Annotated in this window: 15 protein-coding genes and 1 pseudogene; 8 read left to right on the top strand and 8 right to left on the bottom strand. The window is 51.4% G+C overall.

The features are described 5' to 3' along the window. The 7 genes from KOSB73_RS27180 to KOSB73_RS27150 all read right to left on the bottom strand — a co-directional run. On the bottom strand, nt 1-1,125 hold a 1,125-nt coding region (locus tag KOSB73_RS27180), incomplete at its 3' end, for a VWA domain-containing protein (protein WP_098141300.1). Nucleotides 1,126-1,212: 87 nt separating this feature from the next. After that, nucleotides 1,213-1,788 carry a TerD family protein gene (locus tag KOSB73_RS27175; protein ID WP_044348232.1) on the bottom strand — a complete coding sequence of 192 codons (576 nt, stop codon included), beginning with the start codon at nt 1,786-1,788 and terminating at the stop codon, nt 1,213-1,215. An 80-nt stretch (nt 1,789-1,868) separates the two neighbouring features. Beyond that, entirely contained in the window at nt 1,869-2,447 is a 579-nt protein-coding gene (gene terD, locus KOSB73_RS27170; RefSeq protein ID WP_044348234.1) for a tellurium resistance membrane protein TerD, read from the bottom strand. Nucleotides 2,448-2,485: 38 nt separating this feature from the next. Next, nucleotides 2,486-3,526: a tellurium resistance membrane protein TerC gene (gene terC, locus KOSB73_RS27165; protein ID WP_047727578.1), complete on the bottom strand. Its 1,041-nt coding sequence runs from the start codon at nt 3,524-3,526 to the stop codon at nt 2,486-2,488. A 23-nt stretch (nt 3,527-3,549) separates the two neighbouring features. Further along, a complete protein-coding gene (gene terB / locus KOSB73_RS27160; protein WP_044348239.1) occupies nt 3,550-4,005 on the bottom strand; it encodes a tellurium resistance membrane protein TerB in 456 nt (151 codons plus the stop codon). 22 nt (nt 4,006-4,027) lie between these two features. Then, nucleotides 4,028-5,185 carry a TerD family protein gene (locus KOSB73_RS27155; RefSeq protein WP_044348241.1) on the bottom strand — a complete coding sequence of 386 codons (1,158 nt, stop codon included), beginning with the start codon at nt 5,183-5,185 and terminating at the stop codon, nt 4,028-4,030. Then, entirely contained in the window at nt 5,182-5,766 is a 585-nt protein-coding gene (locus KOSB73_RS27150) for a TerD family protein (RefSeq protein ID WP_098141298.1), read from the bottom strand. The genes KOSB73_RS27155 and KOSB73_RS27150 overlap by 4 nt, the downstream gene beginning before the upstream one ends. Before the next feature lie 313 nt (nt 5,767-6,079). On the opposite strand from KOSB73_RS27150, the gene KOSB73_RS27145 reads away from it, so the two are divergent. The 7 genes from KOSB73_RS27145 to KOSB73_RS27115 are packed head-to-tail and all read left to right on the top strand — an operon-like array spanning nt 6,080 to nt 12,805. Continuing rightward, entirely contained in the window at nt 6,080-7,138 is a 1,059-nt protein-coding gene (locus tag KOSB73_RS27145) for an ATP-grasp domain-containing protein (RefSeq protein ID WP_047727576.1), read from the top strand. An 11-nt stretch (nt 7,139-7,149) separates the two neighbouring features. Further along, nucleotides 7,150-8,292, top strand: a complete 1,143-nt coding sequence (locus KOSB73_RS27140; RefSeq protein ID WP_044347258.1) for a phosphoribosyltransferase domain-containing protein — start codon at nt 7,150-7,152, stop codon at nt 8,290-8,292. After that, the gene (locus KOSB73_RS27135; RefSeq protein ID WP_014839883.1) at nt 8,285-9,058 is read left to right on the top strand and encodes an HAD family hydrolase; all 774 of its coding nucleotides are present in this window, start codon (nt 8,285-8,287) and stop codon (nt 9,056-9,058) included. The genes KOSB73_RS27140 and KOSB73_RS27135 overlap by 8 nt, the downstream gene beginning before the upstream one ends. A 1-nt stretch (nt 9,059) precedes the next feature. Beyond that, the gene (locus KOSB73_RS27130; protein WP_044347237.1) at nt 9,060-10,139 is read left to right on the top strand and encodes a cysteine protease StiP family protein; all 1,080 of its coding nucleotides are present in this window, start codon (nt 9,060-9,062) and stop codon (nt 10,137-10,139) included. Further along, nucleotides 10,139-11,095: an HpcH/HpaI aldolase/citrate lyase family protein gene (locus tag KOSB73_RS27125; RefSeq protein ID WP_047727575.1), complete on the top strand. Its 957-nt coding sequence runs from the start codon at nt 10,139-10,141 to the stop codon at nt 11,093-11,095. The genes KOSB73_RS27130 and KOSB73_RS27125 overlap by 1 nt, the downstream gene beginning before the upstream one ends. 10 nt (nt 11,096-11,105) lie before the next feature. After that, complete coding sequence (locus KOSB73_RS27120; protein WP_098141296.1) at nt 11,106-12,329, top strand: DUF4236 domain-containing protein; 1,224 nt, start codon at nt 11,106-11,108, stop codon at nt 12,327-12,329. Between the two features lie 2 nt (nt 12,330-12,331). Next, the gene (locus KOSB73_RS27115; RefSeq protein ID WP_047727573.1) at nt 12,332-12,805 is read left to right on the top strand and encodes a ribbon-helix-helix protein, CopG family; all 474 of its coding nucleotides are present in this window, start codon (nt 12,332-12,334) and stop codon (nt 12,803-12,805) included. A gap of 157 nt (nt 12,806-12,962) precedes the next feature. On the opposite strand, the gene KOSB73_RS27110 is transcribed toward KOSB73_RS27115, so the two are convergent. Continuing rightward, nucleotides 12,963-13,514 carry a helix-turn-helix domain-containing protein gene (locus tag KOSB73_RS27110; protein ID WP_047727572.1) on the bottom strand — a complete coding sequence of 184 codons (552 nt, stop codon included), beginning with the start codon at nt 13,512-13,514 and terminating at the stop codon, nt 12,963-12,965. A gap of 121 nt (nt 13,515-13,635) precedes the next feature. On the opposite strand from KOSB73_RS27110, the pseudogene KOSB73_RS27105 reads away from it, so the two are divergent. Beyond that, nucleotides 13,636-14,252: pseudogene (locus KOSB73_RS27105) on the top strand (IS3-like element ISSen4 family transposase); the annotation flags it as partial. Nucleotides 14,253-14,275 lie beyond the last annotated feature (23 nt).

Here is a 14,275-nt window from a genome sequence, read left to right as displayed (position 1 = left end):
GTTATCGATTCGCCGATCGCTAAAGGTATCCAGTTTTTCGAGAATACCGTAATTCGAGCCTCCGAGGCCCACAAATTTCCAGAAAATGGGGTAGTTGGCCGAGCGGCGTATGGCTTCTTTGATTTCACGGGTTTTACTAATCCCACCATCCGTAATGCAGACAACATAGACCGGCAGTGTGCTGTCCTTGAAGAAGTCGATCACCTCATTCATAACCGGCGGCTCGTTGTTCGTCCCGCCCAGGCCCGGAAGAATTTCCCAGGCAGAGCGTTTACCCGTGTTCTGGATAGCAGCAATATATCCGTCAAGATTGTCCAGGGTGACGTCAGGGTATTTCTTGTGACGCTCAGCAAAGCCCCATACATCCATCGTGCCGTCATCGTCGAACTGGACTGACAGGACAGCTATACGGTCGAGAACGGACTGCACATGTCCCTTTTTAAACTGGCCGGTCATAGAGCCTGAGGCATCGAGAACAAAAGCCACTCGGGCTGCAACGGTATCCAGCTTATGCTTGGCAAGAGAAACACTGGCTTTTTTTGCCAGGCTGATAAGCGCGGGGGCTTTCCCTTCCAGCTTCTTCTCCAGACTGATACGGGAAGCCTGTGGCGGGGTATCAACTGGCTGTGCAACATCAACACCATAGCTGACAGCGAGCGGCTCCAGTCCGCCGTTAAACCCCTGCCCCTGTGCTCGGAGTTTCCAGCTGTCCTTGTGTCGATAAATCTCGCCCATAATCACCGCTTTCTCACTGCGGCCATTAAGATCGACATTAAATTCAGCTGTTCCGGTTGCCGTTAGCCTGAGTTGTGACAGTGCGCTGATCGTGTCATTTCCGTCAATCACAAGGGTTATCGCGATTTTCTGTATGGTGACAGGAATACGGTCAAGTTCAATATGCACGTTCGCATGCTGGTGGCCGGGAGATAGTCTTACACCACCACCAGCTGCACTCAGATTGTTATAGAAGATAAAGTCAGCATCGCCGGTAACCTTACCCTCTGCATTCAGCATAAATATGCATATTTCAGGTTCACTACGAAAACCGGATGATGCCGGATAGTCAAGCCTGAGGTCCAGAGTCGATGTATGAAGCGGGATATTCTGTCCTGATTGTAATTGCATCTTTTCTCTCTGTGATGATGAGCAATACAAGTGTGTAAGCAGATACAAGAAACCCCGGGCAGGCCGGGGTTTCATATGCGCTATTTGTCAGATGTTGATGCCGTGCTGTTTAGCCAGCGCACCCAGACCGCCAGCAAACCCCTGACCAACGGCTTTGAATTTCCATTCAGTACCGTGGCGATAGAGTTCGCCGAAGATCATCGCGGTCTCTGTTGATGCGTCTTCAGACAGGTCAAAACGTGCAATCTCAGCGCCGTTATCGTTGTTCACAACACGCATGTAGCTGTTGCTGACCATACCGAAGTTCTGTTTACGGGCTTCAGCTTCATGAATAGTGACAGCAAACACCAGTTTTTTGACTTCAGCACCGACTTTAGCCAGTTCGATTTTGACCTGTTCATCATCGCCGTCGCCTTCGCCGGTACGGTTGTCACCCTGATGCTGGACCGCGCCGTCCGGGCTGGTGGTGTTGTTATAGAAAACGAAATGAGAGTCAGACAATACTTTACCATCGTCACCGACCAGAAAAACGGAGGCGTCAAGGTCAAACGCCTGACCATCGGTGACTCGTGCATCCCAGCCAAGGCCTACAAGCGCCACATTCATGGAAGGGGCTTCTTTGGTCAGAGAAACATTACCGCCTTTTACGAGAGAAACTGCCATTTTATTGCTCCTGCTAATCGTTGTCGTCCGGGGTGGTTAATCACCCCGGAGTGAAAAAGAGTGTGAAAAGTTACTTTTTATCAGGACGCGTTAATGCCGTACTGCGCACAAACGGAAGCCAGACCACCGGCATAACCCTGTCCGACCGCGCGGAATTTCCATTCCGCGTTGTGGCGATACAGTTCGCCAAACAGCATGGCGGTTTCGGTAGAGGCATCTTCAGTCAGGTCATAGCGGGCGACTTCTGTCTGATTGTCATCATTCACCAGGCGGATGAATGCACCGGATACCTGACCGAAGCTTTGACGACGAGCCTGAGCATCGTGAATGGTCACGACGAAAATGATTTTGTCCACATCAGCCGGGACTGCATCCAGTTTGATTTTCAGGGACTCATCATCGCCATCGCCTTCACCGGTACGGTTGTCACCGGTGTGAGTGACTGAACCGTCGACAGATTTCAGGTTGTTATAGAAAATAAAATCGGCATCACCACGAACCTTACCATTTGCGGCCAGCAGGAAGGCGGAAGCGTCGAGGTCAAAGTCCTGACCATCGGTAGAACGGGCATCCCAGCCAAGACCGATCAGAACGTTTTTCATCGTCGGGGCTGCTTTGCTCAGAGAGACGTTGCCGCCTTTGGATAGTGAAACACTCATCAATTTATCCTCTTTCGTTAATCATTAATCAGCTGAAATCAGCTCTCTTTGTTTTCTGCTTCCGGTTTTTCCGGGAAGATGACGCTGGCAAGAATCCCCAGTGCCAGCACACCTAATACAACATACAAACTGGTGGTCGCGGACAGACTGTAGCCATGATGCCAGATATGATCTGAGGCATTGAGTCCCAGCTTAATCGCGATAAAGAACAGCAGGACGATAACGGCCTTTTCCAGCTGAGACAGATACTGCTTCAGGGCTTCCAGGACAAAATACAGGGTACGAAGGCCAAGGATGGCAAACATCATCGCGCTGTAGACAATCAGAGGTTCACGGCTGACCGCAATGATTGCCGGGACGGAGTCGAAGGCAAACATGACGTCAGAGAGTTCCACAACCGCCACGCACAGCATAAGCGGCGTCGCATATAAGGCCGCTTTTTTTACCCGACCCACAGTGACATCGTTGTTTTCGGGCTTAGACAGCTCTGCATCCACCTCTTTTTGCGTTAACAGGAACGCATGCCCGGACAATTTCGGCCAGATGGGGAAGAAGCGTTTGACCAGACGATAGGCGAGGTGCTGGGAATAATCCTCAATTTCATCACCGTCATCACCACTTTTCAGCATCATAACGGCAGTCCAGGCGACAACCACAGCAAAGACCAGTTCTACGTAAGGTCCAAGGCTGAGGAGTCCGGTACCAATGGCAACGAAGATCCCCCTGAAGACAATCGCTCCAATGATCCCCCAGTACAGCACACGGTGACGATAACGGTCAGGCACTGAGAACCATGAGAAGATAGCCATCATGACGAAAAGGTTATCAACTGACAGCACTTTTTCCAGGGCATAACCTGTAACAAACAGGCTGGCAACTTCTGCACCGTGATGAACATAGAGGAAACCGGCAAATGCCATCGCAACGATAACCCAGAAAACGGACCATAAGGCCGCGCTCTTAAGGGAAATTGGCTTGTCATGCCGGTGCATGAACAGGTCAATAAAGATGGCACCGACTGACAGCGCAATAAAAACAATCACTGTTTCAGTCGGGAAACCGATGTGTGTTGAAACCATAATGTACCCTTAACGGATGTTTATCAGAGGCCGAATTCAGCCGGGTCGAAGCCAAGAGCACGTGCAATTTCGCGAACGGCATTTTGTTCATCTGCGTCAAAGTTACCGTCACTCTTGGCAACCGCAATCCCGACACGCAGAGCCAGTTGCGCCGCTTCTGGCTGGTCTTTCAGGGCGAGGATATACTTCATGGTCTCCCCTTTGCCGATTTCCAGATCAAAGTCGAAGCTGGTCACCAGTTTGTTGAAAAACTCGATAACCTCAGTCGTTTCGAAGACTTTCAGTTCTTCTGACGCCCGCAGAAATCCAATCATCTTCTGTTTTTCTTCTGCGCTGACGCCGTCGCTGGCAACCGCGATACGGGCGCATACAGCAACAGTACCCTGCATAAATTTCTTGTTTTTGTAACGGCCAACCTGGCGGGTCAGTTCCTCGCGCCCTGAGGTCAGCGCCCCTTTTACTTTGTCAAAAAAGCTCATTTTCACATCCTCAATAGTTCGGTTATTTGGAACCTTTAGACCAGCGAAATCCCCAGCCAAATGCCTTATCCATCTCCTCCTGACCTCTGAAGAACTGGTTAATGCGTTCTACCCGGATGGACCCGTTGTCATTTACCAGACGGGCAATCGCACACAGCGTTCGTTTGTTATCACCTTCGGTCAGACGGGTTTCAATGGGGGGCTGGTCCGGTACATGGAGAGTCACAACACCGTCGGTTTTATCCCAGCTGGGGACACCCTGATAAATGAAGGCATATATCAGTACCTGACTGATTTCCTTCCACTCCCGACCATTAATATGCATCCATTCGCCATCCGAGGCCTCCCCGGTACGATCATCGCCCTGCAGCTGAACAAAAGGTTCGTGATGATAGTTGCCAAAGGCATTGCCAAGAGCCTGGACCACGGATTTGTAACCGCCCTGAAGCTCCACGAACGCCCCCAAATCAAGATCGATCGCTTTGTTAGAGCCGAACATCCCACCGAGTAAACCACCGGAGTTGCTTCCGCGATGCCAGTTAAGGTTGATGCGGATCTCACCAAAGTTATCCTTCTTGGCAAGACTGATAGCCGGTTTTTCTTTGGTTAACGACACCTTACTCAGGCTCACTTTATTTGGAGCTGGGGGCGGTGTGGTCGGCGGTTGTGTGGACGGTGGAGGTTCATCAGAGACATTGACGCCAAAGTGTTCAGCCAGTGGCTTGAGCCCACCATTAAACCCCTGGGCAATAAACCGGAACTTCCATTCAGCGTTACGCCGATAGAATTCACCGAGGATAAGAGCAGCTTCCTGCCGTCCGGTCAGTTCGACCTGCCCGCTTATCAGTTGAGAAGCACCACTTTCAACCAGGATAGAAAGATTATTCAGAGCCGAGACGGTGTGGCTGCCGTCACAGGTCACCGTAAAAGCGACTTTCTGTACCTCTGATTTGAGGCGGCTAAGGTCAACGATAAAAGCGCTGTTATTTCCCTCGGCATGAAAACTGACAGAGTTATCGTCGTTGCGGGGCTGTCCGTAGAAGACCATATCGGTGTCTCCCTGCACTTTTCCATCGGCGAACAGACGGAAAGCTGAGGCATCGACAGAGCCACCGGAGAGGATCCGCACGCGGAGTTCCTGAGCGGGAACGGGGGCATTTCCCCCTGGAGTCAGGTTCATGAGCTAACAACCGTACTGACAATGTCCGCGTGCATATCATCAATTGTACGGCCAGTACTGGCTTTACCATGGGCAGTAAAGTCCCAGTTGCCGTTATTGCGTCGCAGTGAGGCGATAATGATCCCGGTATGTGAACCCTGTTCGGTGAGTTTGTATCGGGCCAGTTCTTTATTGGTCTGGTCTACTACGCGGCAGAAGGCGTTATCCACATCGTTGAAGGTCTGTCCACGGAAACTGTTAACCGTAAAAGCCAGGTATTCAACTTTTGCAGGCAATTTGCTGAGATAGACGTTGATGACTTCATCGTCACCATCACCGTCACCCGTCAGGTTATCGCCGGTATGCACCACTGAGCCGCAGGTCGATTTCAGTTTACGAAACCAGATTGTGTCAATTTTATTACCGGCACTGTCCAACAGAACGCAACCAGCGTCCAGATCGATAGAATCATTGACGCCAAATAGGCCCCCGAAAATCCCTTTCTTCTTTAGCGGATCCCATCCAAGACCAAACTGAAGTTGACTGAGAGCAGTAGAGTGTTTGCTGAGTGATACCGTCTGGTTTTTACTTAAAGAAACCATATTCATTCCTTAAAAGGTATTGACTGAGACAATGGGTATTTAATAGTTAATTTGGTACAATGAAAATCATATCATGACAAAGTTCTCTCGCAAGGTAAAAAATGGTAGGTTTTCGATATTTACCTTTCATTACATTGCCATCAAGGCATTAAATGATGGGTAACATGTTGTATATATTGAATTATATATAAGTTTGCGCCATTTCAAAATCAGCCAGTGTTTATCATATTATGATTGACATGAAGCGGGTGGGTTCATAGACTCATTAATCAGAAATACACTCCCTTTCGTCTTCAGGAAAACTCAATAAAAGATGAAAAAGAAAATTTGGTTTATGGAAGGTTTGTCATCCCAGCGAGACATTATTCTCGCTGTTAAATCTTTTGCAGAAAAAAATAAAACAGACATTCAGGTTATTTCTTCTCACCGTAATGAAAGAAATGAAATTCTCTCTGTTTCAGATCTCTCATTAATCGAACCTAAAAATGAAGATGACCGTCTTTCTTTCATTCACTCCGTCACGATGAACCATGGCATTAATGCGATTCATACCGGGCGAAACTGTAAATGGTTTGAAAGTCAGCGAGATGCCATTCAATCCCCGTCCGTGAGTCTGACAACAGGCGCGACCGGGACTGAATGGTTCGAGCTCGCTGACGAAAAAGTTACTTTTTCGGAGTTCATGGCAAAAAAAGGTCTCCCGGTTGTACCATCTGTTCGGGTCACCTCTCTCGACGAACTTCGCAATTTGCTGAGTCACTCGCCGTTTCCTTCTGATTGTCTCTGCATTAAGCCCGTGACCGGCATTTATGGCATGGGATTCTGGCGTTTTGATGACAATGTTTCCCCTGTTGCATTTCTGAATAATCCCGACAGCCGTGTTATCCGCCCGTCACAGTATCTGTCTGCACATGCCGAAATGGAGACCTTTACACCTCAGGTGCTGATGCCTTATTTATCCGGGCCAGAATATTCCGTGGATATGGTGGTCAGTCAAGGGACGGTCCTGGCCGCTATCGGGCGGCGTAAGGAAGGCGTGCTTCAGTATCTGGAGAATGAAGGGGAAGCGATTGAACTTGCCATCGACTGCGCCCGCTTAATGAACGCAGACGGCCTGGTTAATGTTCAGACCCGCCATAATGCCGAAGGCAAACCACTGTTGCTGGAAATTAACATGCGACCATCAGGTGGTATCGGTTATACGCAGCACAGTGGCGTGAATCTGCCGGGTCTGTATGCCTTCCATACACTGGGGTTGATGGATGAGGATCAGATCAGGCAGTCAGCGAAAACTGATTTTTCGCCTGCAGTCGTCCGCTCTGTCACCGACGTCATTCGCTACCCGGCATTATTGACCAACAGAATAGATTAATGGAGATAAATATGTCAGTAATGGATGGATGTTCCGTTTATCAAAAGACATTATCTTGTGGGCGGATTGAGGTAAGCAGCCAGGTGACCGATTATCCTCTTACTGATCTCTTTGATATCGCCGAACGGCGGAATCCTAAACGCGCATTTCTGTTTGTCAGTAAAGTGCTGGGTCGCCATATTCCTGTCTCGCCTCAGGTCATGCGCAATGTTTACACACAGCTGGCGGAGCAGTTCCTTGGGACACTGGACGGGCCTGTGGTCTTTATCGGGATGGCCGAGACGGCTGTCGGCCTTGGGGCGGGAGTGTTTGATGAGGTGCGTAAGCATCACCCTGATTGTGTCTATCTGACATCAACACGCCATCCGGTCGATGGCGAACTGCTGTGCGAGTTTAAAGAAGAGCACAGTCATGCCACTGACCACCTGATCTACTGTCCCTCCACACCGGATATGCGGCGCACAGTGGCAGAAGCTCAGACGCTGGTGCTGGTGGATGATGAAGCCACGACGGGAAAAACGTTTCTCAATCTTCTGGCCTCATTACGTGCATCGGGTGCACTCCGGCAGGTACGACGGGTTATTGCTGTCACGCTGACTGACTGGAGCGGAGAGGCCCTCAGTCAGAACAGCCCCCTGCCTGTTCACGCTGTATCGCTCATCTCAGGCAACTGGCGCTGGACACCCGAACCGGATGCCCCGCTGCCCGTCATGCCCCCGGTTAATGTGACCTCCAGGGGGAACATCCCGATCACCGGCAAACAATCCTGGGGGCGACTCGGGATGCAGATACCGGCCAGTGACCTGGGCCTTAAGGTGAAGGTTTCGCACGGGGAAAACATTCTGGTGCTGGGCACCGGCGAATTCGTCTGGGAACCGTTCCTGCTGGCTGAACGTTTGGGATCGGCGGGCGCTCAGGTCCTTTACAGTTCCACCACCCGATCACCGATTTCAACCGGCTTTGCAATCCAGTCCGCCATTGCTTTCAGCGATAATTACGGCCTGGGTATCCCGAATTTTGTCTATAACGTCGCCCACCAGCGGTTTGACCGCATCCTGCTTTGCACAGAAACTCCGGCGTCGAGCGTGGACCCCCGCCTGCTTGAGGCGCTTTCCGCCGTCGCTCCTGCCGTAGAGGTGATTACCTATGAATAAGCCCGTCGTATTCAGCGACCTCGATGACACCCTGTTCCAGACCCGCCGAAAAATGGTGGATGAACTTGCCCTTGAACCCTTCCGGACCGGCGCACTGGATCGCAGTCTCACACCTCGCAGCTTTATGACCGAAGAGCAGGCCATGCTGGTGGACTGGTTGCTGGAGCATGCGGATCTCATTCCGGTGACGGCCAGAGGAACGGAAGAAATCAGCCGGGTGCAGATCCCCTTCCGTTCCTGGGCCGTAACCACTCATGGTGCGGTGATCCTTCGTCCTGATGGTACGCCAGACCGCGACTGGAAAGCCCATATGCTGGAGAGCCTGTCCTCCTACGCCGACCGCTTAACGTCAATGCAACATATCATTACCGAACTCATGGAAGCACGGGGCATCAATGCCTGGGCACGGCTCAACTACGAATATGATGGTACGCCGGTGTATCTGGTCATGAAGCACTGCGACAGCACGAAGCTTGATGAACTGAACGCTATCGGGGATGAGATCGAGCGCGTCTTTTCGACCGAAGGGTTTTACATCCACCGCAACAGCAACAACATTGCCTGGTTACCCTGCCCGGTAGAAAAAGGACTGGCCGTTTCCTGGTTGCTGGAAAAACTCCGTCAGGAGCGCGGGGTTTTCCCGGTGATAGGGCTGGGTGACAGCCTGAGTGACCATCGGTTCATGAAACTGTGCAGCTGGTTTGGTCTCCCACGCCAGAGCCAGTTTGCTGAGGCTATTTCACAGCATATTTTTGGAGAGCAATAACATGTCTCACATCACTTCGTTTTCTGGTTCGTATCAACCGGACGATGTTCAGTTTTTGCTGAAACCCATTGCTATGGAGATGACGCCGGTTGACCTGAAGGAAGAACTGATTCAGTCAGGGAAAATGCATTACTCCGACATGCTGAGTCAGGAGCCTGAGCCAACCCGCTGGCATCTGGATCTTTTCACCCGTGCGCTGGACGCGGGGGCAGCACGGCTGGCGCGGGAGGTCTCTCAGCTTAGCCGTGAACTGGCCTTACGCGCCGGTGATGACCCCGTGGTTCTGGTCAGTCTGGTCAGAGCCGGTGTCCCTCTTGGTGTGATGCTCCATCAGGCGCTACGGGCAATGGGAAAACGGTCTTACCATTACGGTATCAGCATTATCCGCGATCGGGGTATTGACGCTGCGGCGCTTGACTACATCGAATCACGTCATGGCACAAAGGGCATTGTGTTTGTCGACGGCTGGACGGGAAAAGGAGCCATTACCGGCGAATTGTCACGCACGCTGAAGGACCGCCCCGGCTACCCGGTACAACCTCGTCTGGTTGTGCTGGCAGATCCCTGCGGATGTGCCTGGCTTGCCGCCAGTGACGATGACTGGTTGATCCCATTCGGTATCATGGGTGCTCCTGTATCAGGTCTGATTTCGCGCTCTGTCTGGACTGAAGAAGGCCTGCATGGCTGCGTGGTCTGCGATCACCTTCAGTCTTTTGAATGTAGCCAGATGCTAGTGAATACGGTAGCGCATTTCCGCGAACAACTTGACGGTCGAGACCTTCCCGCTTCAGGTTGGGACGCCGGGCACAATGCCGCACGCTGGCAGCTGAGCCGGGACGTCATCGGAGGGTTGGCCGAACGTTATGAGGTGGACAGCATTAACCGGATTAAACCGGGCATTGCTGAAGCGACACGGGCAGTTCTGCGCCGTGTGCCCGATCATGTGTTTGTCCGGCAGATGGATGACCCGGATGTCGCTCTTCTGGTCGGTCTGGCAAAAGAGAAAGGTATCGCGGTGACGGAAGCCGGGGACGCTCTCGGCCAGTATCGTGCAGTTACCATCATCAAAAAGGTACGCTGATGAAAAAACAATTCACTCCCTGGGATCTCGGTGCAACGCTGTATATGCCAGCAACCCGTATGGATCTTGCCGAAGTTGTGCTGGAAGGGAAAATACCCGGTCTGCGGTCTCTGGTGGTCTGTCTGGAAGATGCGGTCAGTGAGCATGATGTTCCCTTTGCTCTTCAGAATCTCTCACTGTTTTTGCAAAGGCTGAATGACGCGAAATTCCAACATGGAGACGACGAGTGGCCGCTGGTTTTTATTCGCCCCCGTCATCCGGACATGGGGCGATGGCTGACTGAAAACATGGAGCTGAGTGCAGTTGATGGGTTTGTGCTACCGAAATTCACCCGTTCCACGTTGCCGGTATGGTGGGACATCATGGCCGGTACCCGGTTGAGCATGATGCCGACGCTTGAAACAGAAGAGGTCTATGACGTTCTGAAAATGCAGGCGCTGGCTTCTGAACTGTCGGACCATGACTGCCGGGAACGTATTATTGCGCTGCGCATCGGGGGGAACGACCTGATGAACGTGGTCTCTCTGCGACGGCCACGGGATCTGACTCTCTACGACACGCCAATGGGCTATGTCATTAAAATGCTGGTTTCGGTTTTTGCACCCCGTGATTTTGCGCTGACTGCTCCGGTATGCGAACACATTGATGACCATGGCGTCATGGAGCGCGAGCTGGCGATGGATATCGCTCACGGGCTGGTGGGAAAAACCGCGATCCATCCGGAGCAGATCAGTGTGATTGAGGGGGCACTGAAGGTCTCGCCTGGCGAGCATTCAGATGCGCTGCGTATTCTGAACTCCACACAGGCAGTCTTTAAATCTCAGGGGGCGATGTGCGAACCGGCGACCCACCGGCGGTGGGCTCAGGGGATCCTGGCCCGGGGCCAGGTTTACGGACTGACGACAGGACAGAAAACGGACGGGATGAGGCTGATCCCGTTCTCTCAGCAGCAATAAGGGGCAGAGCATGGGATTCAGATTCAGGAAGTCGATAAGCATTATTCCCGGCGTCAGGATAAACCTGAGCAATGGAGCCCCCAGCCTGAGTGTTGGACCCCGGGGGGCGTCACTGTCTTTTGGGAAGCGCGGGACCTATGCCAATCTGGGGTTGCCGGGCACTGGACTGAGTTATCGGACCCGTATTGACCGGATAGTACGGGAGCGACAGAACAACAGAGCTCAGGCTAATCCGAGACTGAGGGAAGAGCTGGAGCAGGAAGTGGAAAGTCTGATGTCCGCTATAACGGCCATTTCCAGTATTCATGAGCTTTCCCCTTCACCTGTGGGAGGGAACACATGGGCATCGCTCGAATCACATTATCTTGAGCTCCACCAGAGGACGTTCGACCGGCCCGCGCCTGTTCGTCCTGCCAAACCTGAATACAGTCCTCTCCCGTCCGCACCAGACGAACGTAGCGGTCGTGGTTTTCTGGGGGGATGGTTCGAAACCGATGCGGCTCGCACCGAACGACAGAATGAGAACCAGCGACAGTGGCAACAGCAAGTAGCGGACGTTGAACGCGAAAACACACTGCTTAAACAACGGTATGAGAAACAACGTGTCGCCTGGGCTGAACAGTATGCAAACTGGCAGTATGAAGCTCAGGAACATGAAAAAAACTCTTCTCTCACTGCTGACGTTGCACGCGAGCAGTTCCGATCGGATGCCCGTTACTTTGAAGATTGCCTGGCAGAGGTGCTCTCACAAACGGAATGGCCGCGTGAAACGCTTGTGACTTTTGAAGTCAGGCCTGACGAATCAATGGTCTGGCTTGATGTTGATTTACCTGAGATTGAGGATATGCCTGATAAGGTATATGTCGTCAATGCAAAGGGAACGGATATCACTGAAAAAACGATGACACAGAAAGCGGTCCGGGAGAGTTATGCAAGACACGTCCACGGTTGCCTGATGCGATTAGCTGCCATCGTATTTCAGACGCTTCCGTTTGAACACGCCGTGCTTTCCGGCTTTACTCAGCGGATCAGCAAACAAACGGGTTACCTTGAAGATGAGTACATTCTTTCCTGCAGGATAGACCGCCATCATATGGAAAAAATAAACTACACGAACCTTAAAGATGTGGACCCTATCACGGTGCTGAGTGTTCAGGCGTTGGTCCGAAAAATGAGCGCAACTTTCCTGTTTCAGGCTATTGACCCTATTATGATAACTGCAGGCACCAGCTGACTATGCAACTAAATACCCGACAGGAACGAATTTATACTCTGGCGAGCTTACTGGGTACGGGAAAACCCGTTTCTGCGGCAAAAATCATCAGCATTCTTGACTGTTCTGAACCTACCCTCAGTCGTGCGCTGAAGGAGCTTCGGGAGTCCTATGCAGCTGAAATAAAATACAGTAAAGCCGGTCATTCCTATCAGTTAGTTAGTCCCGGGCAGCTCGATAAAAAAACTTTGCGCCGAATGAATGAAGCACTCACTCAAAACGCTGAACAGAAAGCGCAGGATATTTCGACGAAAGTGGTGCTGGATAAAGATCTGAAGACGGCAGTCTCTTTATCAATCCGACGCCGGGTACTCCGGAAAATAGACAAACTGGCCGAACTTACCGGCACGTCCCGAAGTGAGGCGGTAGAGACTCTCGCTGAAATGAAGGTCGAGGACTTTATTAAGGTAGTTCAGTTGAAAAACAAGCCGGAATAACAGCATTCCAGGGGTACCGACAGAAAGGGCCCCTTTTTACTTGTAGGTAAAGTCGCCCACACGTGCCTTACAGTCAGAGATATTCTCCTTCCGTATTTCCCATTTTGCCGTTGGACAAAAGAACGATGGCCGATCACCTATACTGTTTCTACAGGTTTTACCTAGCGGAGCAACTTCCGTAAATCACATTCCGGTGTAGGTAGATGTCTGCTACGGATTTTCCACCCAATTTCTTCAGCACGCGATTTATATGGTCCTGAGAAGACCGCTTTGTGATTGACAATACAGTGGCTATGTCTTCATCTGAACGACCACAAAGAACCAGACGCGCTACCGTAAATTCCCTGTCAGTCAGCCGTACAGTATTTGCTGCAGGCAGATTTGCACTGCCAGATATAGTTTTCAACACGGTATAGGTAAAAATATTTAACCGTGTCGTGATGTCGATAAACTGTGTGTCATCATTTCTGACACTCTCTATCGCATGTTGCAGTAAAAAGCAGAAACGCGCACCTGAACGGTAGAGTTTACTCAGAAATTGGACGTTTTCCTCATGGAGAGGACGTTCAATGAAGTAAATATTATCCTTGCATATCACATGGTTGGAGAGGTGGTTCACCGATAGTCGCGAAGCAGCTATCTCATGCTTGCAAAGAAGTAACTCAATTCCTACGTACAGAAACTGGTTGTCCGTAATGACGTAAATCATCCTGTCTATCGCTCCAGGTATCCTACCCACTGCGTCTCTGAATGCTTTTCTGACCTGCTCCCCGTTGATTAGTACACCCCGATGTTAGTAATGTCTTCATAAGCCACATGAGGACATCCCCATGAAGAAGCGTTTTTCCGACGAACAGATCATCAGTATTCTCCGCGAAGCCGAAGCTGGGGTACCCGCCCGTGAACTCTGCCGCAAGCATGCCATTTCCGATGCCACGTTTTACACCTGGCGTAAGAAGTATGGCGGTATGGAGGTGCCTGAAGTTAAGCGCCTGAAGTCGCTTGAGGAAGAGAACACCAGACTCAAGAAGCTGCTTGCCGAAGCCATGCTGGATAAAGAGGCGCTTCAGGTGGCTCTTGGGCGAAAGTACTGACGACAGACCAGAAGCGGGAAGCCGTGATGTTGATGTGTGATGCGACCGGTCTGTCGCAACGTCGTGCCTGCAGGCTTACAGGTTTATCCCTGTCGACCTGCCGCTATGAGGCTCACCGTCCGGCTGCTGATGCGCATTTATCAGGGCGCATCACTGAGCTGGCACTGGAGCGCAGGCGTTTTGGCTACCGTCGTATTTGGCAGTTGCTGCGCCGTGAAGGGCTTCATGTTAATCATAAGCGCGTGTACCGGCTTTATCACCTCAGTGGCCTGGGCGTAAAACGCAGAAGACGTCGTAAAGGGCTGGCAACAGAACGTCTGCCGCTGCTCCGTCCGGCGGCGCCCAATCTGACCTGTGTAGTGGTTTACTGAATTTG

Origin of the sequence: Klebsiella grimontii, assembly GCF_900200035.1 — a bacterium.
GTDB classification, from domain to species: Bacteria; Pseudomonadota; Gammaproteobacteria; order Enterobacterales; family Enterobacteriaceae; genus Klebsiella; species Klebsiella grimontii.
The sequence above is the reverse complement of the archived record's forward strand: the minus strand, read 5'-3'. Positions and strand labels throughout refer to the sequence as shown.